Origin of the sequence: Pantoea sp. CFSAN033090, from assembly GCF_001264395.1 — a bacterium.
GTDB lineage: Bacteria > Pseudomonadota > Gammaproteobacteria > Enterobacterales > Enterobacteriaceae > Pantoea > Pantoea agglomerans.
This window is the reverse complement of record NZ_LGYX01000011.1, coordinates 106,062-128,612: the sequence shown is the minus strand read 5'-3', so window position 1 is coordinate 128,612 and position 22,551 is coordinate 106,062. Positions and strand designations below refer to the sequence as shown.

Here is a 22,551-nt window from a genome sequence, read left to right as displayed (position 1 = left end):
TCACCTGCAAATGATATTGGGAGAGTGTTATGCCTGTAGCATTAATGGCGCTGGCGTTGAGTGCGTTCGCCATCGGAACCACTGAGTTTGTCATTATGGGATTGCTGCCGGAGGTGGCGCGTGACCTTCAGGTGTCAATTCCGTCGGCGGGCTGGCTGATCAGCGGCTACGCGCTGGGCGTGGCGATTGGTGCGCCGATTATGGCGCTGCTCACCGCCAGGCTGCCGCGTAAAAAAACGCTGATTCTGCTGATGGTGATATTTATTGTCGGCAACCTGCTGTGTGCGCTGGCTTACAACTATAACCTGCTGATGCTGGCACGCATCGTCACCGCGCTTTGTCACGGTGCCTTCTTCGGTATTGGCGCGGTGGTCGCCGCCAGTCTGGTACCAGCCGGTCGCCAGGCTTCCGCTGTCGCACTGATGTTCACCGGACTGACCTTAGCCAACGTGCTGGGCGTTCCGCTGGGAACCAGTTTCGGACAGATGTTTGGCTGGCGAGCCACCTTCTGGGGCGTGGCAGTGATTGGCGTGCTGGCGTTTATCGCCCTGATCGTGAGTCTGCCCAACAATAAACAGGAAAAGCCGGTTCACCTGGCGAGTGAAATTGGTGCACTGGCCAACGGGAAACTGTGGCTGTCGCTGCTGATGACGGTGTTCTTTGCCGCGGCGATGTTTGCGCTGTTCAGCTACATTGCGCCGCTGCTGCTAGAGGTGACGGGCATCAGCGATCGCGGCGTCAGCTGGACGCTGTTCCTGATTGGCGCAGGCCTGACGGTCGGTAATATTCTTGGCGGCAAACTGGCCGACTGGAAAGTCTCCTTTAGCCTGATCCTCAGCTTCTCACTGATCGCCATCTTCTCGCTGCTGTTCAGCTGGACCAGCCATGCGCTGTGGCTGGCGGAGATCACCCTGTTCCTGTGGGCGATGGCGACCTTTGCGACGGTGCCGGGTCTGCAGATCAACGTGGTACGGCACGGCAAAGAGGCGCCTAACCTGGTCTCAACCCTGAACATTTCGGCGTTTAACGTGGGCAATGCGCTGGGTGCCTGGGTCGGCGGTGCGGTGATTGGCCGTGGATATGGCCTGACGGCGGTGCCGGTTGCTGCCGCTGCGCTGGCGGCAATCGGCCTGCTGATCTGTCTGATCACCTTCCGCAAATCGGGCCGCGCAGCCGCCAGGGTTCGCGCTTAAGCCAGGCGGGCGGCGATGCGTGCCGGAAAGTCAGCCACCTGCCGTTGCAGATGGCTGACAAAGGCATCGACCAGCGCCGATGCAGGGCGGTGCTGCGGCCTCACCAGGCTGACGGTAAACGGAACCGCCACGCTGAACTTACGCATCACCACACCGCTGTCGGCGTAATCCAGCGCCGTCAGCGGATTCACAATTGAAATGCCCACGCCCGCTCTGACCATGGCGCACACCGAAGCGGCACTGTGCGTCTCCATCACCAGCCGCCGCTCGACGCCCTGCTCATGAAACAGCGCATCCAGCAGTTGACGATAGCTGTCACTGCGCGACAGGCTCACATACTGTTCGCCCGCAAAATCGTGCGGCGTCAGCTCTGAACGCTGACTCAGAGGGTGATGCTGAGGCAATACACACACTTCATCGCAGGTGAGCAGGGCGAGACGGTCAGTGCCGGCCGGAGCGTGCTGGGTTTCGGTTAAGCCGATATCGTAGCGCTGTGCTGACAGCCACTCCTCCAGCAGCGGCGACTCCTGCGGAATCACATTCAGGCTCACATCCGGGTAGCGCTGTAAAAAGGGCTGACACAGTGGTGGCAGCAGCGACTGCGAAAAAACGGGCAGGCAGGCGATCGACAGCTCACCCTGACGGAACTGGCGCAGCCCTTCAGCCGCTTCCATGATGCGATCCAGTCCGTACCAGGATCGCTGCACCTCTTCGAAAAGACGCAATCCCTGCACCGTCGGTTGCAGGCGACCACGAACCCGTCCGAACAACTCTAATCCCAGCTGCTGCTCCAGGCGTGCCAGCTCCCGGCTCACCGTCGGCTGTGAGGTGTGCAGCAGTGTCGCGGCCTGGGTCAGATTGCCGCTGGTCATCACCGCGTGAAAGATCTCGATATGCCGCCAGTTAATGTTCGCCACGCACCCTTCCTATATCCATTCTGCATAGATGCTATTAAAACAGATATTTTTCGCTATGACACGATTCTGGCTTAATGCAGCTATTGCCACAGGAGAATTGCCATGCCACGTTCCTTACAGAGTACCGAAACCGCACTCAGCGCCGCTAACCTGCTGCCGCTGGCACGCCGCTACACCGGGCCATTCTGGGCTTATGATGCGCAGATTATTCAGGCGCGTATTGCCCAGCTGCAGGCATTTGATGTGGTGCGCTTTGCGCAGAAGGCCTGCTCGAATACGCATATCCTGCGCCTGATGCGCGCAGCAGGCGTGAAAGTGGACTCGGTATCGCTGGGTGAGATCGAACGTGCGCTGGCCGCGGGTTACCAGCCTGGCGGTGATGAGATCGTCTTTACCGCGGATCTGTTCGATCAGCCGACGCTGGAGCGGGTGACCGCGTTAAAGGTGCCGGTTAATGCCGGATCGATCGATATGCTGCATCAGCTCGGCGCGGTCTCACCGGGACATGCGGTGTGGCTGCGGGTCAATCCTGGTTTTGGTCACGGCCACAGTCAGAAAACCAATACCGGTGGCGAAAACAGCAAGCACGGTATCTGGCATGCCGATTTAGCCGAGGCGCTGGCGGCGATTAAGCAGCACGGCTTGCAGCTGGTGGGCATTCATATGCATATCGGCTCAGGCGTCGATTATGCGCATCTGCAGCAGGTCTGTGATGCGATGGTTGAACTGGTGATGGCGTCGGGTCAGGATCTGACCGCGATCTCTGCGGGCGGCGGCCTCTCTGTGCCTTATCGCTATGGCGAAGAGGCGATCGATACCGATCACTATTTCGGCCTGTGGGATGCAGCGCGGCAGCGTATCGCTCAGCATCTGGGTCACGCGATAAAGCTGGAGATCGAACCGGGCCGTTTCCTGGTGGCCGAGGCCGGTGTGCTGGTCTCTCAGGTTCGGGCGGTTAAGTCGATGGGCAGCCGTCACTTCGTGCTGGTCGATGCCGGTTTCAGTGACCTCATGCGCCCCTCCATGTATGGCAGCTATCACCATATCTCGCTGATGGCGGGCGATGAGCGGGCCATTGATGAGCAGCAGACTATCGACACCGTGGTCGCTGGCCCGCTGTGCGAATCGGGTGATGTTTTTACCCAGCTGGAGGGCGGCATGGTCGAACCACGCGCGATTCCGGCGGCAAAGGTTGGCGATTACCTGGTGTTCCACGACACCGGAGCTTACGGTGCATCCATGTCTTCTAACTACAACAGCCGTCCGCTGATCCCGGAAGTGCTGTTTGAGCAGGGCCAGCCGCGCGAAATCCGCCGCGCGCAGACTATTGAGTCGCTACTGGCACTGGAAAACAGCTAATCACCTCACCCGGGCGGCCAGCGCGCCGCCTGTCAGCCATAGATCTCTTTGCGCAGCATGACCAGCTCCTCTGCCAGCTCGCGGCACAGCATTGCATTCATCAGATGATCCTGCGCATGCACCAGAATCAGCGTGACCGGCAATTTTCCGCTTCCCTCGTCTGCACCAATCAACGCGGTCTGAATTTTATGTGCCGCTTTTGCCGCGGTATCTGAAGCTGCCAGCGCCGCGTCAGCCCTGGTCCAGTCGCGTTTGCGCGCGCACTGAATCGCCATCATCGCCGACGAACGGGCTTCCCCTGCATTGATCAGCAATTCCATCATGGTCTGTTCGTAATCCATAACGCCTCCGCTATTGGTATGCCAAATTGGCCGTTTTAATCATACTGGAATGCCAATAAACGTTTCCGGGAGGTTCGTCACAGTAAAAACCGAGGGGATTCGTCATTTTGGTATGCCACTAACAGGGAAGACCACGACGATTACAGGAATACCGATCTTACATCTCTGAGGGTTGATCATGTCTCTACAGGACCGCCTTATCGATTCCCTGGGCAGCTTTGCCACCCGCTTTAACAGTTATCGCTACATCATGGCGATTAAAGCCTCGTTCATTACCCTGATGCCGGTGATCATTGTTGGCGCCTTCTCGGTATTGATCTCTAACATGGTGCTGGACAGCAAAAATGGCCTTGCCAGCTTTGCCGCCCTGGCTTTTTTAGCTGACCTCAAGCCCATCACCAGCAGTATCAATTACGCTACGCTCAGCTTTCTCAACATTGGTGCGGTGTTCCTGATTGGTATTGAGCTTGGGCGCATCAACGGTATAAAAACGCTGTTTCCCGGCCTGCTGGCGATCATCTGCTTTGTATCCGTAACGCCGACCACCTTACAGATGATGGTCGATGGGCAGATGCACCTGGTCACCGACGTGCTGGCCAAACAATTCTCCGATACCAAAAGCCTGTTTCTCGGCATGTTTATCGCCATTCTGTCGGTAGAGATCTACTGCCGCCTCGAACAGGTTGAACGGCTGAAAATCAAAATGCCCGACACGGTGCCGCCCAATGTGGCCGCCTCTTTCTCCGCGCTGATCCCCTCAATCATCACCGTGACGCTGATAGCGACTTTTGGCTTTATCTTCCATCGCGTCACCGGCATGTACCTTTACGACGCGGTATACCAGGTGGTGCAGCAGCCGCTGGAGTCGGTGGTGCAGAGCCTGTGGGGCATTCTGATTCTGATGTTCGTTGCCCAGCTGTTCTGGGTGATTGGTATTCACGGCAACCAGATGGTGAAGCCGATCCGTGAGCCGCTGTTGCTGGGCGCGATTATGGTCAACATGACCGCTTTTGAGCAGGGAAAAGAGGCACCGAACATCATCACCATGCCGTTCTGGGATGTTTATATGAGCATCGGCGGCTCCGGCCTGACCATCGGGCTGCTCACCGCCGTGATGCTGGCAACGCGACGCAAAGAGATGCGTGAAATCGCCAAACTGTCGTTCGGGCCAGGCATTTTCAATATCAACGAGCCGGTTATATTTGGTATGCCGATTATGCTTAACCCGATACTGGCTATCCCTTTCATCATCACACCGCTAGTGACAGGTTCTATCGGCTACTTCGCTACGGTGATGGGATTTGCCGGGAAAGCCGTGGTGATGGTGCCATGGACCACGCCTCCGATTATCAATGCCTGGCTGTCAACGGCCGGATCGATGGGTGCGGTGGTGACGCAGATCGTCTGCATTCTGGTGTCAGTACTTATCTATCTGCCATTTGTGAAAGTCGCAGCCCGCCGCGCGGATGCAGCAGAAGCAGCGGAAGCAAAGAGCCTGCAACCTGAGCTGAACCCCAACCGAACGGAGGTGTTATGAGTCGTCAGACTGTCCACATACCTGAGAATTTCATTCTGGGAGCTGCTGCCTCCGCCTGGCAGACGGAAGGCTGGAGCGGAAAAAAAGCGGGGCAGGACTCCTGGCCTGACGCCTGGTATCAGCAGGATCGTCACGTCTGGCACAACGGTTATGGCCCGGCGGTTGCCACCGACTTTATCAACAGGTTTAGTGAGGATGTGGCGCTAATGAAGGCCAGCGGGCTGACCCACTACCGCACTTCAATCAACTGGTCGCGTTTCCTGATCGATTACGAAACCGCCACGGTCGATGAGGAATACGCGGCTTACTATGATCGGCTGATTGATGAAATGCAGCGCCAGGGCATTGAACTGATGCTCTGTCTGGAGCACTACGAGCTGCCCGCCACGCTGCTGGACCAGTATGGCGGCTGGCAGTCAAAGCATGTCGTTGAACTCTTTGTCCGTTATGTCGAACAGGTGTTTAAACGCTATGCCGGTCGGGTCACGCGCTGGTTTGTGTTTAACGAGCCGATTGTGGTTCAGACCCGCGTCTATCTCGACGCGCTGCGCTGGCCTTATGAGCAGAGCACCCATAAATGGATGCAGTGGAACCACCACAAGAATCTCGCGACCGCCCGGGTAGTGCAGCTGTTCCGCGCGGCAGGCTATGCCGGTCGCATTGGTACCATACTCAATCCGGAAGTCACCTATCCGCGATCGTCAGCCCCGCACGACCAGAAGGCGGCGCATATTTATGACCTGTTCTACAACCGGGTGTTTCTCGATCCCGCCATTAAAGGCGAGTATCCGGCGGAGCTGCTGGCGCTGCTTGATAAGCATCAGATTGAGTGGGAAACCACTCCGGAAGAGCTGGCGATTATTGCCGCCAATACCATCGATGAAGTCGGGCTTAATCTCTACTATCCGCATCGCGTGAAGGCACCGTCCCGCGCCTGGCATCCCGAGACGCCCTTTCATCCCGCCTGGTATTACGAACACTTTGAACTGCCGGGGCGGCGGATGAACCCTTCACGCGGCTGGGAAATTCAGCCTGAAATTATCTGGGATATGGCGCAGCGGATGCGCGATGAGTACGGCAATATCCCGTGGTTTGTGGCGGAAAGCGGTATGGGAATTGAGAACGAAGCGCAGTTCAAAAATGCCGACGGGGAGATTCAGGACGATTACCGCATCGCGTTTATCAGCGAGCACCTGCATCAGGCGATACGCGCCAGTCAGGCGGGTATTAACTGTCAGGGCTACATGCTGTGGGCGTTTACCGACAATGTCTCGCCAATGAATGCCTTTAAAAATCGCTATGGTCTTATCGAAATCGACTTAGATAAGCAGCGTCAGCGCCGTATGAAGAAATCTGCCCACTGGTTCCGTACGCTGCGCGACACGCAGCAATTTACCCTGTGGCTTGATGATGAGCCGAAATAACGCGAGGAAACGAGCATGAAACGAATTGTTCTGGCCTGTGCTGCGGGCATGTCGACCTCAATGGTGGTGACGCGGATGGAAAAGGAGGCTGCCGCTCGCGGACTGGCATTTCAGATCTACGCCATTCCGGAGCAAAATCTGCGTGAAGAGCTGCAAAACTACGGCAACGAGGTGGTGGTCGTGCTGCTGGGGCCACAGGTGCGCTTCAAACTGGAGGAGAACAGAAAACTCACCGACAGCTATCAGTTGCCCATCGCGGTGATCGATACGGTTGCTTACGGCACGCTGAATGGTGCAAAGGTACTCGATCAGGCGCTGGCTTTGATACACTGAGCCCCAGTTTGCGAGCCAGCCTCTCCGGTTCGCGGGCATTGTCGCGCAGGGAACCGCGGCAATGCCGTTAGCGCATTGATTGCAAAGGGTGACAGTGTGGACAAAGCCGAAGCGCCGCAAGAAAAAAAGCAGTATCAGGAAATTGGTCAGCACCTGCGTCAGCAGATCTGTGACGGGCACTATCCGGTGGGATCGCGCCTGCCGCCTGAACGTCAGCTGGCTGAAACCTGGGGCGTCAGCCGGACCATCGTGCGCGAGGCATTATTGATGCTGGAGCTGGAAGGTACGGTGGATATCCGCCAGAGCTCCGGCGTCTATGTGATGCGTATTCCTTCCGCCAGTGATGATGAAGAAGAGGCCTTCTTCCGCAGCGACGTTGGCCCGTTTGAAATGCTACAGGCACGTCAGTTGCTGGAGAGCAATATTGCAGCCTTTGCCGCAAAAATGGCGACCAAAGCGGACATTGAAAATCTGCGCCGAACGCTGGAACAGGAGCAGCGTGCTATCGCCGCCAACGACAGCAGTCAGGACAACGACAAGTTGTTTCATCTGCTGCTGGCGGGTGCCAGTCAGAACCAGATGCTGCTCGATACCGTCACCAGTATCTGGCGACATCATGACAGCAGCCCGCTCTGGCAGCAGCTGCGCCCGCAGTTTGAAACCCGCGCCTATCGCCTGAAGTGGCTCGGCGATCACCAGACAATCCTGGCCGCTCTGCGTCGGCGTGATGTGATGGGGGCCTGGCAATCCACCTGGCAGCACCTTGAGAACGTCAAGAATACGCTGCTGGAGCTTTCCGACGCCGATGCGCCTGACTTTGATGGCTACCTGTTTGATTCAGTCCCGATCTTTCAGGGGAAACTGATGTGATTGAGATTGTATCGCTCAGCGATGCCCCCCAATTTGCCGATCAGATCATCGACTGGCAGTGGCGCGCATTTGGTGAAGCCACCAGCCGGGCGTTCTTTGCCAGTGTGGTGAACAGCAGCCTTATCGGTGCTGATTTTCCGGTGACTTTCGTTGCCGTGGAGGCGGGCAGGGCAGTCGGCACGGTGGGATTCTGGCGCTGCGACCTGATCAGCCGTCAGGATCTTTTCCCCTGGCTGGCGGCGCTCTATATTGATGAGTCGGTGCGCGGCAAAGGTGTCAGTGAAGCACTGCAGCAGCATGTCATCGCCTATGCGCAGGCACAGGGCTATCCACGGCTGTGGTTATGGTCAACGTTTGGGGGCTACTACGAACGTTATGGCTGGCTGCCACAGGGCGAAGCGCTGGAGTATCCCGCTAAGCCGGTAAAACTCTATTATCGCGACCTGTAAGTGATGCCAGCCGCCACGCGGCAGCTGGCAACAGAGCGCTCAGGGAGCCGGATAGGTATAACGACGGTGGATCGCCTCAATGCCTTCCAGAATCTCTGCATTTAAGGTCAGATTGAAGCTGTCGATATTGATCTGCAACTGTTCAGGCGTGGTGGCGCCCAGCAGCGTGCTGGCCACAAACGGCTGCTGACGCACATAGGCCAGGGCCATCTGCGACGGGTCAATCTGATGCTGCTGAGCCAGTGCCACATATTCGGCAATCGCCTTTTGTGACTGCTCACCGCTGTAGCGGGTAAAGCGGCTGAACAACGTGTTGCGTGCGCCCGCAGGCTGCGCGCCATTCAGGTATTTGCCGCTCAGCGTTCCAAACGCCAGGCTGGAATACGCCAGCAGCTCTACGCCTTCATGCTGGCTGATTTCGGCCAGACCCACTTCAAAGCTGCGGTTCAGCAGGCTGTAGGGATTCTGAATGCTGATAATGCGCGGCAGCTCATGCTTCTCCGCCAGCTGCAGATAGCGCATCACGCCCCACGCGGTTTCGTTCGACACCCCGATATAGCGGATCTTACCAGCGCGCACCTGTTCGGTCAGCGCTTCCAGCGTCTCCAGCAGCGTCACCTGAGCAGTGGTTTCGCTGTACTGATAGCCAAGCTTGCCAAAATAGTTGGTCTGACGCTGTGGCCAGTGCAGCTGGTAGAGGTCAAGGTAGTCAGTATTCAGGCGTTTCAGGCTGGCATCGAGTGCTGCGCGGATGTTTTTACGGTCCAGCGCCATATCCGGGCGAATCGACGCATCATTGCCACGTGAAGGCCCGGCCACTTTACTGGCAAGAATGATTTTGTCGCGGCTGCCGCGCTGTTTAAGCCAGCTGCCAATATATTGTTCGGTCAGACCCTGGGTTTCCGGACGCGGGGGCACCGGATACATCTCGGCAGTATCAATAAAGTTGATGCCGGAACGGATAGCTAAATCCAGTTGAGCATGGGCGTCGGCTTCGCTGTTCTGTTCGCCAAACGTCATGGTGCCCAACCCCAGCTGACTCACTTCCAGCGTGCTGTGGGGAATACGATGATAGTGCATTGCCAGCTTCCTTTTCTTTATGGAATGGAATGTTGTGTCCTCAGGGACTATAGCGCGAGCAATGGCGGGGAAGGAAGGGGGAAAAGTCGGGGAAATCACCTGCCAGCCGGGAATCGGTGGCAGGTGATTAAATCGGGCACTTAACGTTCAATGATCGTAGAAACCTCATCGCTGTTAATCTGCACCATATGACCCGTCTGGTCAGTGTACTCCACCAGGCCGGTCTCTTTATCAATGCTCGGCTTGCCTTCGGTCATGATCATCCGGCCATCTTTGGTCGCCATGACATAATCAGAACTGCATCCACTTAAGAATGCGGCGGTTACCATCACCAGTGCTACTCCTGCCAACCCTTTCATCACGCCTAATCCTCACAAATGGTCAAGTGCAAACAGTGTAGTAATAAATGGTTTTGCCGGCAGGGTTAATCGTATGAATCTGAAAATAACCGGGCGAGCAGGCTCGCCCTTGACTTTATCAGGCGTGCTTTTTCTTACTGCGCATCAGGTTAAGACACTCAACCGCCATTGAGAAGAACATAGCGAAATAAATGTAACCTTTTGGTACGTGGACCGCAAAACTCTCCAGGATCAGGGTGAAACCGACCAGAATCAGGAAAGAGAGAGCCAGCATTTTCACTGACGGATGGCGGTCAACAAACTCACCGATCGCGCGCGCAGCGAACATCATCATCAGCACGGCAATAACCACCGCCGCCATCATAATGAACAGATGATCGGAGAGGCCGATGGCCGTGATCACCGAGTCGAGGCTGAAAATAATGTCGAGCATCATGATCTGCACAATCGCACCCAGGAAGGAATGGACGCGGGTGTTGTGTTCGCCTTCGCTGCCTTCGATCGTTTCATGGATCTCCATGCTCGATTTCCACAGCAGGAACAGTCCGCCAAACAGCAGAATCAGATCGCGCGCCGAGAACGCATGATCCATCAGCGTAAAGAGCGGGTTAGTCAGACGGGCTACCCACGCGATAGAAGCCAGCAGGCCAAGACGCATCAGCATCGCGCCCATCAGACCAATGCGACGTGCGCTGGCTTGCTGGTGTTTTGGCAGTTTAGCGACCACCAGCGACAGGAAAATGATGTTATCAATACCCAGCACCACCTCAAGGATGGTCAGGGTGCCCAGCGCCAGCCAGGCGTTGGGATCGGAAATCCACTCAAACATACCGACATTTAATCCTAAACGAAAAGTAAACGGCGATTATACGCATTCATTTCGCCGATCTCCCACAAAATTGCGACACATCAACGCGGGTGGCGACGTTCAGAGGAGAAAATGACGCGCCAGCAGGGGCCCGGTGAAGCTTTTCTTCAGGTAGAAACCGCGCGGCAGCGTCATGATTGGCTGGCCCTGATCGCCGATTCCTTCTGTCAGCGCTTTGCTATTGGCGGCTTTGGGCCGTATTTGCAGCCAGGCACCATGTCGCGCGGTAATCTGCTCTACGCGACCCAGCACAATCATATCCATCAGCTCTTCCCAGTCCTGCCGCAGCATCTCATCTTCTTCCGCATCGGGGCTCCATAACAGCGGCGCGCCGACACGGCGTTCCCGCAGCGGAATCTCACGTCCGCCTTCAACCGGGATCCACAATACCCGCGCCAGCTTGTGGCGCACATGGCTGGTGAGCCAGGTCACGCCGCTGTTGCCGGTCAGAGGTGCCACGCAGACAAAGGTGGTTTCCAGCGGCTTACCCTGCGCATCAATCGGGATAGTTTTCAGTTCGATACCCAGATGGGCAAAGTCCTGCTCCGCTTTGCTGCCTGCGCTGGCACCAAGATGCCACTCCAGCAGCATGCCGACCCAGCCCTTGTCGCGTTTGAGATCCGCAGGCATGGGCAGACCGGCGCGCGCGGCCAGGGTTTCCAGGGTTAAACCGGCTAAATCCTGCGCGCGTGCCAGCAGGCTGGCTTCATCTTCAGGTGGTCCTGGCTGGTAACTCATGGTGAACACTCGCAATGATTAAAATTTGTACAGCAGCAGGTGACTCACGTTTCTCACATAAATAATCCGCGTCAGGGATCGATAATAACATGATAGATCGTGCTTTTTTTAGCGGATTGCACGCTCGCCGCCCCAGGTGCTTCAGGGTTATCCCAGCTTACCCGCAACAATGAACAGGATCTCCAGCCCGGTTATCCACAGAAAAATGGGATAACCACCGTCTGAGTGCGGTACTGGTTCCATTTACAGCCTTGACTTTTCACGATCTGGCCATAATTTCGCCGCTCTGGCCTAACCCTGAGCGATTATCTGTGGATAAAAAGCAGTGTGCTTATATTTTAAGCAATTGTCAGTTGCCATGAAAATATTCACTGTTTATAAAAGATTTACCGGTAAGGTTTTCGATTTAATTTCATTAAAAATCAGATGGATGTGTTGCTGGCTCATTTTGGCTCTTCAGCGCGCACGGAAAAGGTTATTCAGATAACTCCCGCGTTCTGCACAAAGCTATCCACAGAAAAGGTGAATAAGATCGATCTTTTTCTCGGTCATTGTTTATAACTTTGCCATTTTCTGTGAGTTATCCCGGCGATGATGGCTTAACCCCCCATGAATCCAGTGGTTTACCGCCTGTAAGGAGTGTGAAACAATCAGCTCATTCAAATTTTGCTTTGAGGTAGTCCGGTGATCGATGATGATGGCTACCGCCCGAATGTTGGTATCGTAATCTGTAACCGGCAGGGACAAGTGTTATGGGCCAGGCGCTTTGGACAGCACTCCTGGCAATTTCCTCAGGGAGGCATCAATCCCGGTGAAACCGCAGAACAGGCGATGTATCGCGAACTGTTCGAAGAAGTCGGATTACACCGGAAAGATGTTCGAATACTTGCTTCTACCCGTAACTGGTTACGTTACAAGTTGCCAAAACGTTTGGTGCGTTGGGACACAAAGCCGGTATGTATCGGCCAGAAACAAAAGTGGTTTCTTCTGCAGTTAATGTGTAATGACGCGGATATCAATGTGCAGCACAGCAGCACGCCCGAGTTCGATGGCTGGCGCTGGGTCAGTTTCTGGTATCCGGTGCGTCAGGTTGTCTCCTTTAAGCGCGACGTTTATCGTCGGGTGATGAAGGAATTCGCTGGCGTGGTGATGTCTATGCAGGAGAGTGCGGGGCAGCGAAATAATCCTGCCCATCGACGTAAGAGAGGATAGGCCACGCCCTTTATGCTCACTCAGTTGCGCGAAATTGTAGAAAAAGTGGCGAGTGCGCCGCGTCTCAATGAAGCACTCGACATCCTGGTTAATGAGATCTGTCTGGCGATGGATACGGAAGTCTGTTCCGTTTACCTCGCCGACCACGATCGTCACTGCTACTACCTGATGGCGACGCGCGGACTTAAAAAACCGCGTGGCCGCACCGTGACCCTGGCGTTTGACGAGGGGATCGTCGGTTTAGTGGGCCGTCTGGCCGAACCGATTAACCTTGCTGACGCCCAGAGTCATCCCAGCTTTAAATATATCCCCGCAGTGAAAGAGGAGCGCTACCGCTCCTTCCTCGGCGTGCCGATTATCAGCCGTCGCCAGTTACTGGGCGTGCTGGTGGTACAGCAGCGCGAGCACCGTCAGTTTGATGAAAGCGAAGAGTCGTTTCTGGTCACCCTTGCCACCCAGATGGCGGCATTGCTGTCGCAGTCGCAGATGGCTCAGCTGTTTGGTCAGTTCCGGCAGACGCGGGTGCGCGCGATTGCAGCTGCGCCTGGCGTGGCGGTGGCACCGGGCTGGGTAGATGAGACGCAGCCACTGCTCGATCAGGTTTCGGCTGCCTCAACGCTGGATGTTCATCGCGAACGTGAGCGTCTGTCGCTCGCCATGAGTGAAGCCACCAGTGAATTTCGTCGCTTCAGTAAACGCTTCAGCGCCAGCGCTCAGAAAGAGAGTGCGGCCATTTTCGACCTTTACTCTCACCTGTTAACCGATGCCCGACTGAAAAAAGATCTGTTCGATGAGATCGAACGCGGATCGGTCGCCGAATGGGCAGTGAAACAGGTGATCGAGAAGTTTGCTGAACAGTTTGCCAGCCTGACGGACACCTACCTGCGTGAACGCGCAGGCGATCTGCGGGTGCTGGGTCAGCGCCTGCTGTTTCACCTTGACGATACGCTGGTCGGCACCAATGCCTGGCCGGAACGCTTTGTGCTGGTGGCCGATGAGCTGACCGCCACCACCTTAGCTGAGCTGCCGCATGAGCGGCTGGCGGGCGTGGTGGTGCGTGACGGCGCAGCCAACTCCCATGCGGCGATTCTGACGCGCGCGATGGGGATCCCGACGGTCATGGGCGCTGATATCCAGCCCCATCAGCTCAACAAACGTTTGCTGATCGTCGATGGGTATCGCGGTGAGCTGTTGATCGATCCCGAGCCGGTGCTGGTGCAGGAGTACCAGCGTTTGATCAGCGAAGAGAATGCGCTGAGCAAAATGGCGGAAGGCGTGGTCGATCAGCCCGGTGAGCTGAAAAGTGGCGAGCGCGTGCAGGTGATGCTGAATGCCGGCTTAAGCCCGGAGCATGAGCAGACGCTGGGCAACTGGGTGGATGGCATCGGTCTCTACCGCACCGAAATCCCGTTTATGCTGCAGAACGGCTTCCCGTCGGAAGAGGAGCAGGTGGCACAGTATCAGGGCATGTTACAGCTGTTTCACAACAAGCCTGTGACGCTGCGTACCCTGGATGTGGGGGCAGATAAACAGCTACCCTACATGCCTATCAGTGAAGAGAATCCCTGTCTGGGCTGGCGCGGCATCCGCCTGACGCTTGACCAGCCGGAAATTTTCCTGGTGCAGGTGCGCGCGATGCTGCGTGCTAACGCCGCATCCGGCAACCTCAGTATTCTGCTGCCGATGATCAGCCATATCGATGAGATCGACGAAGCGAAAAAGCTGATCGATCGCGCAGGACGCGAAGTCGAAGAGATGCTGGGCTATACGATCCCCGCGCCGCGCATCGGCATCATGATTGAAGTGCCGTCGATGCTGTTTATGATCCCGCATCTGGCGTCGCGGGTCGATTTTGTCTCGGTTGGCACCAACGATCTGACCCAGTATCTGCTGGCGGTGGATCGCAACAACACCCGCGTGGCCAATCTCTACGACTCGCTGCATCCGGCGATGCTGCGTGCACTGAATACGATTGCGCAGGAAGCCCGTCTGGCCAATCTGGAATTGTGCCTGTGTGGTGAAATGGCTGGCGATCCAATGTGCGTGGCGCTGCTGGTCGGGCTGGGGTATCACCATCTCAGCATGAACGGCAAAAACGTACCACGGGTGAAATACCTGCTGCGCCATCTGGATCACGAAGAAGCGCAGCAACTCAGCGAGCAGGGTATGAATGCTCATACCGCCACCGAGGTTCGTCATCTGGTCTCGACCTTTATGGAGCGTCGCGGGCTGGGTGGATTGATCCGCGGCGGTCGCTAAGCGCCACTTCAGGCTATTTTATTTGCCATTCTGGCCCCGGGCAGTGCTCACACAGGCTGCTTTAGCAACCTGAACGCCCGTCAGGGCGGCCCTGAAGGGGCGAGCACAGCGAGTAATCCTCACGTACTATGTGTACGCTCCGGTTGTTGCGCGCTGTAAATGACCAGACTGACTGCAACAATGTACGCCTGACGGGTCAGGCTATTTTATTTGCCATTCTGGCCCCGGGCAGTGCTCACACAGGCTGCTTTAGCAACCTGAACGCCCGTCAGGGCGGCCCTGAAGGGGCGAGCACAGCGAGTAATCCTCACGTACTACGTGTACGCTCCGGTTGTTGCGCGCTGTCCGTGACCAGTCTGGCTGCAACAATGTACGCCTGACGGGTCAGACTCTGGGCGTTATCCGCGTTTACATTTGCGGGACAATTCACAAAACCGGCTGTGCTATGATGCGCAGCCTTAATTTATGTGCCTGACAACACCCCTTTTCAGGGTTGAAAAATAGACGGTGAATGATGAATAACGGCTATATTGCATTTCCGCAGTTCGATCCGGTGATCTTCTCGATTGGACCGGTTTCGCTTCACTGGTACGGTCTGATGTATCTGGTGGGCTTTGTTTTCGCCATGTGGCTGGCTGTCCGCCGCGCCAATCAGCCGGGCAGCGGCTGGAAAAAAGAGGAAGTGGAGAACCTGCTTTATGCCGGTTTCCTGGGGGTCTTCCTGGGTGGACGCATCGGCTATGTGCTGTTCTACAACTTACCGCTGTTCCTGGAAAATCCACTCTATCTGTTTAAAGTCTGGGATGGCGGCATGTCGTTCCACGGTGGCCTCATCGGGGTGATTGTCGTCATGCTGGTCTTTGCCCGCCGCACCCGACGTAATTTCTTCCAGGTGGCTGATTTCATCGCGCCGCTGATCCCGTTCGGTCTGGGTGCCGGTCGTCTCGGCAACTTCATTAACGGTGAGCTCTGGGGCCGTGTCGATCCGGGCTTCCGCTATGCCATGCTGTTCCCTGGCTCCCGCAGCGAAGATGTCGCGCTGGCCGCCACCAATCCGCAATACCAGGCGCTGCTCAACACCTACGGCGTGCTGCCGCGTCATGCTTCGCAGCTCTACGAACTGGTGCTGGAAGGGATAGTGCTGTTCATCATCCTGAATCTGTTTATTCGTAAGCCACGCCCGATGGGCAGCGTCTCTGGCCTGTTCCTGATTGGCTATGGCGCCTTCCGTATTATCGTTGAGTTCTTCCGCCAGCCGGATGCCCAGCTTGGCCTGTTTGAAGGCGGAATCAGTATGGGACAGATCCTCTCTGTGCCGATGATTATTGCCGGTATTATTATGATGATCTGGGCGTATCGTCGTCGCCCGCAGCCACAATTTCGCGAGGAAAAATGAAACAGTATCTGGATTTAATGCAACATGTGCTGCACGAAGGCACGCCAAAAGCTGACCGTACCGGCACCGGTACGCTTTCAATTTTTGGTCACCAGATGCGTTTCAATCTGCAGGATGGTTTTCCGCTGGTCACCACCAAGAAATGTCATATCCGCTCGATTATTCATGAGCTGCTGTGGTTTCTGAAAGGTGATACCAACATCGGTTATCTCAAAGATAACAACGTCTCCATCTGGGATGAGTGGGCGGATGAGAATGGCGATCTCGGCCCGGTGTATGGCAAACAGTGGCGCAGCTGGGGAACGGCCAGCGGCCAGGAGATTGACCAGCTAAGCCAGGTGATGGAGCAGCTGAAGCGCGATCCCGACTCACGCCGGATTATCGTTTCTGCCTGGAACGTCGGCGAGCTGAGCGAGATGGCGCTGGCTCCTTGCCACGCGTTCTTCCAGTTCTACGTGGCGGACGGCAAACTCTCCTGCCAGCTCTATCAGCGCTCGTGCGACATCTTCCTGGGCCTGCCGTTTAACATCGCCAGCTATGCGTTGCTGGTACATATGGTGGCGCAGCAGTGCGATCTGCAGGTGGGCGACTTTGTCTGGACCGGCGGTGATACCCACCTCTACAGTAACCATCTGGAGCAGGCGCGCCTGCAGCTGACCCGCGAACCGCGTCCGCTGCCATCACTTGTTATCAAACGCAAACCGGCGTCGCTGTTTGACTATCAGTTCGAAGATTTTGAGATTGAAGGCTACGATCCGCATCCCGCGATCAAAGCCCCTGTCGCCATCTGATTCGCGATAAAAGATAACGCCCTGGCTTCATCGCCGGGGCTTTTTTTTGCCCGCAAACCGGTAAATCTGCGGCAACGCTCGCACGCTTCTGCCAATTCATGCTGTTGGGGAAGATTCTCTGCGACGTGCTTGCCAGCCTGCCAAATCGCGCCTTGTTTCATCTGTTCATCACCCGCATTCTGACGCTATGAAAACAGCACACTTACGCGGTTTTACCCTGCCGGAACTGCTGCTGGTGATGGTGATTGCCGGCATGCTGAGTCTTGCCGCGCTGCATGGCTGGCAGCGCTGGCAACAGCGGCAGCAACTGCGCGACAGCGCCCAGCAACTGCAGGGATTCCTGCTTCGGCTGCGTGCCCAGGCCAACCGGCAAAATAGCGATCTGGTTTTATGGTCACGGCCTGGCGATCCCTGGTGCATCGGTGCCGGAAGCCTCCCCGTTGCAGGATGTGATAGCCGAAAACGGCTGCAATTCGTGGCGCCGCACGCTGGCGTTTCGCTCTATGGCATCCGGGGTGAACCGGGCTTCTATGGCCGACGTAATGTGGCCCGGGCGGGTAGCATTGAGCTGGGTAACAGCGCCGGACGAATGCGGCTGATTATCTCGGCCAGAGCCCGTATTCGCCTCTGCATGACGGATGAGGAGACGTGCCGTTGAAAGTCGCCGGATTCAGCCTGCTGGAGATGCTGATCGCCTTAGCAATCAGCGCCGTCGTGATGTTAAGTGCTGGCCGTTTTCTGCCGCTGCTGCTGGCAGAGAACGCCGGCGTGATGCAACGGGCGCAGCTGCGTCAGGAGTTACAGCAGATGATGGCGACACTGGAAAAAGCGGTGCGGCGTGCCGGTTATTGTCACGGTGAGTGTGGCAGTGAGGCGCTGCAAATCAGAGAGAACTGCCTGCTTCTGCGCTGGGATGAGAACAGCAACGGTAAATGGGAAGGGGTGAGCTATGCAGAGAGTGACTATTACGGTTATCGCCTGCGACAACAGCAGCTTGAGATGCAGCGAGGTGTTGACCAGTGTCAGTCAGCGGGCTGGGAGCGGCTCTCCGATCCCGCGTTTATGACGCTGGAGCAGTTCAGCGTCAGCCAGCAGGGTACGCAGGTCAGGATAGTGCTGCAGGCACGGGCCGGACGCTGGCTTGAAACGGTGGAGAGCTGGGTTGAGGCAGATAACCTGTGAAGCAGCGAGGCAGCAGCGCTCTGGGCATGGTGTTGATGATTATGGTCATTGGCAGCTTTACGCTGCATGCCAGCCGTAAGATGTCTGAGCAGGGAATGCGACTGCTGGCGGATGAGCAGCAGTTTATTCAGGGTTTCTGGCGGGCGCAGTCTGCGCTGCAATGGGGCTTCTCCCTGAGCTGGTCAGCCAGTGAGGCGGCCAGCTGTCAGCAGGATGATCGCCAGGGCTGGCGCAGCTGTTTACAACGAGGTGAAAAGGATGAAGGTCTGCTTAAAGGGGAGGCCAGCGGCAGTGGTATGGCGGTCTGGCAGTGGGTACGGTTACGGGGCAATCAGATTACCGCGTTGCCGCACGGCTGGATCGATTACTGCCCGCTCACGCCCCCGGCCACCTGCCAGTAAGCGCGGTGGATTCAGCCTGCCGGAAGTGTTGTTTGCTCTGCTGTTAATGGCATTAAGCAGCAGCACGCTGTTGCACTATCATCGCGCACTGGCACTGGGATTCAGCCAGCAGTGGTATCAGCGTGAAGCATGGCGGGTGGCTGAGCAGCAACTGATGGGACATGAGAGTCCCGGCTGGACTTCAATACTGCAACAGCAGAGCAGTCCTTCAGGCTGCACCCTGGATCGGGCTGACGTGACGGGACCTTATCAGCGCCGTGCCACCCTGACGCGGCTGCGATGTTAACTCTTCCCGGTCGCCCTTTTGATGGGTTTCAACCGCGATACGCGGTAAAGTGACAGAGCCGCAATACCGCAGTCACGTTCTGAGTTATCACAGGAGTTTTCATGTTTCACGTTTATCACTCAAATCAGCTTGATGTGCTGAAGATTCTGGCTGCTGCGGTGATTAAACATGACCCTCTTGATGATCCTTTCGCCTCAGAAATGGTGCTGGTGCAGAGTCCGGGTATGGCGCAGTGGCTGCAGATGGAGCTGGCGCAAACCTTTGGTATTGCTGCCAATATCGAATTCCCGCTGCCTGCCAGTTTTATCTGGGAGATGTTCGTCCGCGTACTGCCCGATATCCCGGTAGAAAGTGCTTTCAGTAAGGCCAGCATGGGCTGGAAGCTGATGCACCGGCTGCCGGAGATGCTGAAGCATGAAGAGTTTACCTCTTTACGCCACTATCTCCATGACGACGGCGACAAGCGTAAACTGTTTCAGCTCAGCTCACGTGTGGCCGATCTGTTCGACCAGTATCTGGTCTATCGTGCCGACTGGCTCAACAGCTGGGAGCGTGGCGAAACCATTGAGGGGCTGGGCGAGGCGCAGCGCTGGCAGGCTGCCCTGTGGCGTGATCTGGTGAGTTATACCCAGGCCCTGCGCCAGCCTGAATGGCACCGCGCCAACCTCTATGCGCGATTTATCCAGACGCTGGATCAGGCGAAAAGCACGCCGGAAAATCTGCCCAAACGGGTCTTTATCTGTGGCATCTCTGCGCTGCCGCCGGTCTATCTGCAGGCGTTGCAGGCGCTGGGACGTCACATCGATATCCATCTGCTGTTCACCAATCCCTGCCGCGATTACTGGGGCGATATTCAGGATTATGCGTTTCTGGCGAAACTGCAAAGTCGTCAGCGCCGACGTCATGGTGCTGATGAATCACGCGGACTCTTCCGGGATGCAGAGCAGGCACCGGCGCTGTTTAACGACGCTGGTGAACAGCAACTGACCAACCCTTTGCTCGCCTCCTGGGGCAAGCTGGGGCGTGACAACCTGTTTCTGCTGAGCCAGATGGAGTCAAACGATGACATTGATGCTTTTGTCGATGTGGAGCCGGACAACCTGCTGCACTGTATGCAGCACGATCTTCTCAATCTGCAGGATAACGCCATCATCGGACTGAATGCGGCGGAACTGGCACACAGCGATCAGAAGCGCTGCCTGGATCCGGAGGATCGGTCAATTGCGGTGCAGGTCTGCCACAGTGCCCAGCGCGAAGTTGAAGTGTTGCAGGATCATCTGCTGGCAATGATGGAGGCCGATCCGACGCTGAAAGCACGTGACATCATCGTCATGGTGGCGGATATCGACGCCTACGCCCCTTTTATTCAGGCGGTGTTCGCCAATGCACCTGCCGATCGCTATCTGCCGTTTGCGATTTCAGATCGCCGTGCCAGTCAGGCTCATCCGGCCATTGTGGCGTTTTTGCATCTGCTGGCACTGCCGGACAGCCGTTTTGTCTCGGAGGATGTGCTGGCGCTGCTCGATGTCCCGGCGCTCGCTTCCCACTTCGCCATTGATGAAAGCGGCCTACGTTTACTGCGGCGCTGGGTCAGCGAATCGGGGGTACGCTGGGGGCTGGATGATGCCAGCGTAGAAGCCCTGTCACTTCCGGTTACCGGCCAGCACACCTGGCGCTTTGGCCTGCAGCGTATGCTGTTGGGTTATGCGATGGAGAGCCACAACGGTGACTGGGAAGGAATTCTGCCTTATGACGAGTCGGGTGGTCTGGTGGGGGAGCTGGCGGGACATCTGGCCGAGCTGCTCTCCCGGCTTAATCACTGGCGGCAGCTGCTTGCCGAACCCCGGCCACTGGCGGCCTGGCTGCCCATGTGCCGGGAACTGCTCAATGCCTTTTTCAGCCCCGATGCAGAAACCGAGGCCGCCTTGCTGCTGGTGGAAGAGCAGTGGCAGCAATTGATTGAATATGGCATGGATGCGCGGTTTGAAGAGGCGATTCCGGTGGCGCTGTTGCGCGATGATCTGCGTAGCCGGCTTGATCAACAGCGCATCAGTCAGCGTTTCCTGGCGGGGCAGATTAACTTCTGTACCCTGATGCCAATGCGCTCCATTCCTTTTCAGCTGGTCTGTTTGCTGGGCATGAACGACGGCGTCTATCCCCGTACTTTAGCACCGTTAGGTTTTGATCTGATGCAGCAGCAGTCCCGCAAAGGCGACCGCAGTCGCCGCGATGATGACCGCTATCTCTTCCTGGAGGCGATGATTTCGGCGCAGCAGCAGCTCTATATCAGTTATATCGGCCGGGCGATTCAGGATAATACGGAACGCTACCCCTCGGTGCTGGTCACAGAACTGCTGGATTACATTGGACAGAGTTTTTATCTGGACGGTGATGGCCATCTTGAGCTGGATGAGAGTGCCGAACGGGTGCGGATGCACCTGCAGCACCTGCACAGCCGGATGCCGTTTGCCGCCGAGAATTTCCAGCCTGCTGCCAGACTGCAAAGTTTCGCCCGTGAGTGGCTGCCTGCTGCGCGAGGCGCGGGGCAGCCGCAGCCCGATTTTGTGCAGCCGCTGGAGGCGCCGTTAATTGACGCGCTGACGCTGGAGGCGTTCCTGCGCTTCTGGCGACATCCGGTCCGGGCCTGGTTCCACCAGCGGCTTGGCGTGAGTTTCTGGCTGGAGGAGAACGAACTGCCCGACAGCGAGCCGTTTGCGCTCGACAATCTTGAGCGTTATCAGATTAACGCGCAGTTGCTGAATGCCCTGGTCGAAGGCGAGGATACTCAGCGGCTTTATGCGCACCATCGTGCGGCCGGTAATCTGCCTTATGGCGCGTTCGGTGAGCTGTTCTGGCAGGCGCAGCGCGATGAGATGCAGGAAGTAGCGGCAGAAGTGGTCACCCAGCGCAGCGACGGCGAGAGCTGGGAAGTGAATCTGCAACTGGAGCAGGTCAGCTTAACCGGGTGGCTGACGCAGGTTCAGAGTGATGGATTGCTGCGCTGGCGGCCTGGCGTACTCAACATGAACGACGGACTGCTACTCTGGCTGGAACATCTGGTCTACTGCGCGCTGGGCGGCACCGGCAGCAGCCGGATGTTTGGCCGGCAGCAGAGCCGCTGGTGCTTCCTTGCTGTGCCGCAGGCAGAGGCGATTGCTGCGCTGAATGAGTATGTCACGGGGTATCTCGCGGGTATGCGTCAGCCGCTGATGCTGCTTAACAAAAGTGGCGGCGCATGGCTGACCGCCAGCTACGACAAAAAAAGTCAGCAGTTACTGACTGATGAGGCAACCCAGCTTAAGGCGCGTAATCGCCTGCTGACGGCCTGGTCAGGCAACTATCAGCTTGAGGGTGAAGGCAGCGATCCCTATCTGCAACGTCTTTGCCGGGTGCTGGATGAGCCACAACTACAGCAGATAACTGAGGCGGCACAGCGCTGGTATTTACCGGTACTGGCTGCACATCAGGATGATGAATAGCCGATCAGAAGGCGTTTTTGCTGACTGACTCATTACACAGAAATTTTGCTCTGCTTTGAGCCGCCGCGTCCGACATT

General features: G+C 56.8%; 22 protein-coding genes. 16 read left to right on the top strand and 6 right to left on the bottom strand.

Features of this window, described 5'->3' with window-relative positions:
- Positions 1 to 29: 29 nt before the first annotated feature.
- Entirely contained in the window at positions 30 to 1,193 is a 1,164-nt protein-coding gene (locus tag AFL22_RS12255) for an MFS transporter (protein ID WP_010248677.1), read from the top strand.
- Here the strand turns inward: AFL22_RS12255 and AFL22_RS12250 are convergent.
- Positions 1,190 to 2,110, bottom strand: coding sequence for a LysR family transcriptional regulator (locus AFL22_RS12250; protein WP_010248675.1), 921 nt, complete (start codon positions 2,108 to 2,110; stop codon positions 1,190 to 1,192). The genes AFL22_RS12255 and AFL22_RS12250 overlap by 4 nt on opposite strands.
- Positions 2,111 to 2,212: 102 nt before the next feature.
- On the opposite strand from AFL22_RS12250, the gene lysA reads away from it, so the two are divergent.
- Positions 2,213 to 3,469, top strand: coding sequence for a diaminopimelate decarboxylase (gene lysA / locus AFL22_RS12245; protein ID WP_052271508.1), 1,257 nt, complete (start codon positions 2,213 to 2,215; stop codon positions 3,467 to 3,469).
- Between the two features lie 32 nt (positions 3,470 to 3,501).
- On the opposite strand, the gene AFL22_RS12240 is transcribed toward lysA, so the two are convergent.
- Positions 3,502 to 3,810 carry a PTS lactose/cellobiose transporter subunit IIA gene (locus AFL22_RS12240; protein WP_052271507.1) on the bottom strand — a complete coding sequence of 103 codons (309 nt, stop codon included), beginning with the start codon at positions 3,808 to 3,810 and terminating at the stop codon, positions 3,502 to 3,504.
- A gap of 178 nt (positions 3,811 to 3,988) precedes the next feature.
- Between AFL22_RS12240 and AFL22_RS12235 the strand changes: the two genes are divergently transcribed.
- The 5 genes from AFL22_RS12235 to AFL22_RS12215 all read left to right on the top strand — a co-directional run bounded on the left by AFL22_RS12235 (position 3,989) and on the right by AFL22_RS12215 (position 8,423).
- On the top strand, positions 3,989 to 5,347 hold the full coding sequence (locus AFL22_RS12235; protein WP_010248669.1) for a PTS transporter subunit EIIC: 1,359 nt from the start codon (positions 3,989 to 3,991) through the stop codon (positions 5,345 to 5,347).
- Complete coding sequence (locus AFL22_RS12230; RefSeq protein ID WP_052271506.1) at positions 5,344 to 6,771, top strand: glycoside hydrolase family 1 protein; 1,428 nt, start codon at positions 5,344 to 5,346, stop codon at positions 6,769 to 6,771. The genes AFL22_RS12235 and AFL22_RS12230 overlap by 4 nt, the downstream gene beginning before the upstream one ends.
- 15 nt (positions 6,772 to 6,786) lie before the next feature.
- Positions 6,787 to 7,104 (top strand): PTS sugar transporter subunit IIB, encoded by a 318-nt coding sequence (locus AFL22_RS12225; RefSeq protein ID WP_010248665.1) that lies wholly within the window; start codon positions 6,787 to 6,789, stop codon positions 7,102 to 7,104.
- A gap of 96 nt (positions 7,105 to 7,200) precedes the next feature.
- A complete protein-coding gene (locus AFL22_RS12220) occupies positions 7,201 to 7,974 on the top strand; it encodes an FCD domain-containing protein (RefSeq protein WP_010248663.1) in 774 nt (257 codons plus the stop codon).
- Entirely contained in the window at positions 7,971 to 8,423 is a 453-nt protein-coding gene (locus AFL22_RS12215; RefSeq protein ID WP_022623821.1) for a GNAT family N-acetyltransferase, read from the top strand. The genes AFL22_RS12220 and AFL22_RS12215 overlap by 4 nt, the downstream gene beginning before the upstream one ends.
- 39 nt (positions 8,424 to 8,462) lie before the next feature.
- Here AFL22_RS12215 and AFL22_RS12210 read toward each other — a convergent pair whose 3' ends face one another.
- The 4 genes from AFL22_RS12210 to mutH all read right to left on the bottom strand — a co-directional run bounded on the left by AFL22_RS12210 (position 8,463) and on the right by mutH (position 11,468).
- Positions 8,463 to 9,503 (bottom strand): NADP(H)-dependent aldo-keto reductase, encoded by a 1,041-nt coding sequence (locus AFL22_RS12210; protein ID WP_010248659.1) that lies wholly within the window; start codon positions 9,501 to 9,503, stop codon positions 8,463 to 8,465.
- Between the two features lie 140 nt (positions 9,504 to 9,643).
- Positions 9,644 to 9,862, bottom strand: coding sequence for a YgdI/YgdR family lipoprotein (locus tag AFL22_RS12205; RefSeq protein WP_003853956.1), 219 nt, complete (start codon positions 9,860 to 9,862; stop codon positions 9,644 to 9,646).
- 118 nt (positions 9,863 to 9,980) lie between these two features.
- Positions 9,981 to 10,691, bottom strand: coding sequence for a TerC family protein (locus AFL22_RS12200; RefSeq protein ID WP_010248654.1), 711 nt, complete (start codon positions 10,689 to 10,691; stop codon positions 9,981 to 9,983).
- A gap of 99 nt (positions 10,692 to 10,790) precedes the next feature.
- Entirely contained in the window at positions 10,791 to 11,468 is a 678-nt protein-coding gene (gene mutH / locus AFL22_RS12195; RefSeq protein ID WP_010248652.1) for a DNA mismatch repair endonuclease MutH, read from the bottom strand.
- Between the two features lie 684 nt (positions 11,469 to 12,152).
- Between mutH and rppH the strand changes: the two genes are divergently transcribed.
- The 9 genes from rppH to recC all read left to right on the top strand — a co-directional run bounded on the left by rppH (position 12,153) and on the right by recC (position 22,474).
- Entirely contained in the window at positions 12,153 to 12,680 is a 528-nt protein-coding gene (rppH, locus tag AFL22_RS12190; RefSeq protein WP_009087042.1) for an RNA pyrophosphohydrolase, read from the top strand.
- A gap of 12 nt (positions 12,681 to 12,692) precedes the next feature.
- Positions 12,693 to 14,939: a phosphoenolpyruvate--protein phosphotransferase gene (gene ptsP / locus AFL22_RS12185; RefSeq protein ID WP_010248647.1), complete on the top strand. Its 2,247-nt coding sequence runs from the start codon at positions 12,693 to 12,695 to the stop codon at positions 14,937 to 14,939.
- A gap of 514 nt (positions 14,940 to 15,453) precedes the next feature.
- The gene (gene lgt / locus AFL22_RS12180; protein ID WP_010248645.1) at positions 15,454 to 16,335 is read left to right on the top strand and encodes a prolipoprotein diacylglyceryl transferase; all 882 of its coding nucleotides are present in this window, start codon (positions 15,454 to 15,456) and stop codon (positions 16,333 to 16,335) included.
- A complete protein-coding gene (thyA, locus tag AFL22_RS12175; protein WP_033772525.1) occupies positions 16,332 to 17,126 on the top strand; it encodes a thymidylate synthase in 795 nt (264 codons plus the stop codon). The genes lgt and thyA overlap by 4 nt, the downstream gene beginning before the upstream one ends.
- A 187-nt stretch (positions 17,127 to 17,313) precedes the next feature.
- Complete coding sequence (locus AFL22_RS12170) at positions 17,314 to 17,784, top strand: prepilin-type N-terminal cleavage/methylation domain-containing protein (protein WP_010248641.1); 471 nt, start codon at positions 17,314 to 17,316, stop codon at positions 17,782 to 17,784.
- Entirely contained in the window at positions 17,781 to 18,308 is a 528-nt protein-coding gene (locus tag AFL22_RS12165; protein ID WP_081000460.1) for a prepilin peptidase-dependent protein, read from the top strand. Before AFL22_RS12170 ends, AFL22_RS12165 begins: the two co-directional genes overlap by 4 nt.
- Positions 18,305 to 18,709 (top strand): DUF2509 family protein, encoded by a 405-nt coding sequence (locus tag AFL22_RS12160; protein ID WP_033769930.1) that lies wholly within the window; start codon positions 18,305 to 18,307, stop codon positions 18,707 to 18,709. The genes AFL22_RS12165 and AFL22_RS12160 overlap by 4 nt, the downstream gene beginning before the upstream one ends.
- Positions 18,710 to 18,737: 28 nt before the next feature.
- Positions 18,738 to 18,995 carry a prepilin-type N-terminal cleavage/methylation domain-containing protein gene (locus tag AFL22_RS12155; RefSeq protein WP_082239206.1) on the top strand — a complete coding sequence of 86 codons (258 nt, stop codon included), beginning with the start codon at positions 18,738 to 18,740 and terminating at the stop codon, positions 18,993 to 18,995.
- Positions 18,996 to 19,096: 101 nt separating this feature from the next.
- Positions 19,097 to 22,474 (top strand): exodeoxyribonuclease V subunit gamma, encoded by a 3,378-nt coding sequence (gene recC / locus AFL22_RS12150; RefSeq protein ID WP_052271504.1) that lies wholly within the window; start codon positions 19,097 to 19,099, stop codon positions 22,472 to 22,474.
- Positions 22,475 to 22,551: the final 77 nt, after the last annotated feature.

What these genes read in the sequence shown, in the direction of transcription:
- AFL22_RS12255 (WP_010248677.1), top strand. Translation starts at nt 30, where the DNA reads ATGCCTGTAGCATTAATGGCGCTGGCGTTGAGTGCGTTCGCCATCGGA.
- lysA (WP_052271508.1), top strand. Translation starts at nt 2,213, where the DNA reads ATGCCACGTTCCTTACAGAGTACCGAAACCGCACTCAGCGCCGCTAAC.
- AFL22_RS12240 (WP_052271507.1), bottom strand. Translation starts at nt 3,810, where the DNA reads ATGGATTACGAACAGACCATGATGGAATTGCTGATCAATGCAGGGGAA.
- AFL22_RS12235 (WP_010248669.1), top strand. Translation starts at nt 3,989, where the DNA reads ATGTCTCTACAGGACCGCCTTATCGATTCCCTGGGCAGCTTTGCCACC.
- AFL22_RS12230 (WP_052271506.1), top strand. Translation starts at nt 5,344, where the DNA reads ATGAGTCGTCAGACTGTCCACATACCTGAGAATTTCATTCTGGGAGCT.
- AFL22_RS12225 (WP_010248665.1), top strand. Translation starts at nt 6,787, where the DNA reads ATGAAACGAATTGTTCTGGCCTGTGCTGCGGGCATGTCGACCTCAATG.
- AFL22_RS12210 (WP_010248659.1), bottom strand. Translation starts at nt 9,503, where the DNA reads ATGCACTATCATCGTATTCCCCACAGCACGCTGGAAGTGAGTCAGCTG.
- AFL22_RS12205 (WP_003853956.1), bottom strand. Translation starts at nt 9,862, where the DNA reads ATGAAAGGGTTGGCAGGAGTAGCACTGGTGATGGTAACCGCCGCATTC.
- AFL22_RS12200 (WP_010248654.1), bottom strand. Translation starts at nt 10,691, where the DNA reads ATGTTTGAGTGGATTTCCGATCCCAACGCCTGGCTGGCGCTGGGCACC.
- mutH (WP_010248652.1), bottom strand. Translation starts at nt 11,468, where the DNA reads ATGAGTTACCAGCCAGGACCACCTGAAGATGAAGCCAGCCTGCTGGCA.
- ptsP (WP_010248647.1), top strand. Translation starts at nt 12,693, where the DNA reads ATGCTCACTCAGTTGCGCGAAATTGTAGAAAAAGTGGCGAGTGCGCCG.
- lgt (WP_010248645.1), top strand. Translation starts at nt 15,454, where the DNA reads ATGAATAACGGCTATATTGCATTTCCGCAGTTCGATCCGGTGATCTTC.
- thyA (WP_033772525.1), top strand. Translation starts at nt 16,332, where the DNA reads ATGAAACAGTATCTGGATTTAATGCAACATGTGCTGCACGAAGGCACG.
- AFL22_RS12170 (WP_010248641.1), top strand. Translation starts at nt 17,314, where the DNA reads ATGAAAACAGCACACTTACGCGGTTTTACCCTGCCGGAACTGCTGCTG.
- recC (WP_052271504.1), top strand. Translation starts at nt 19,097, where the DNA reads ATGTTTCACGTTTATCACTCAAATCAGCTTGATGTGCTGAAGATTCTG.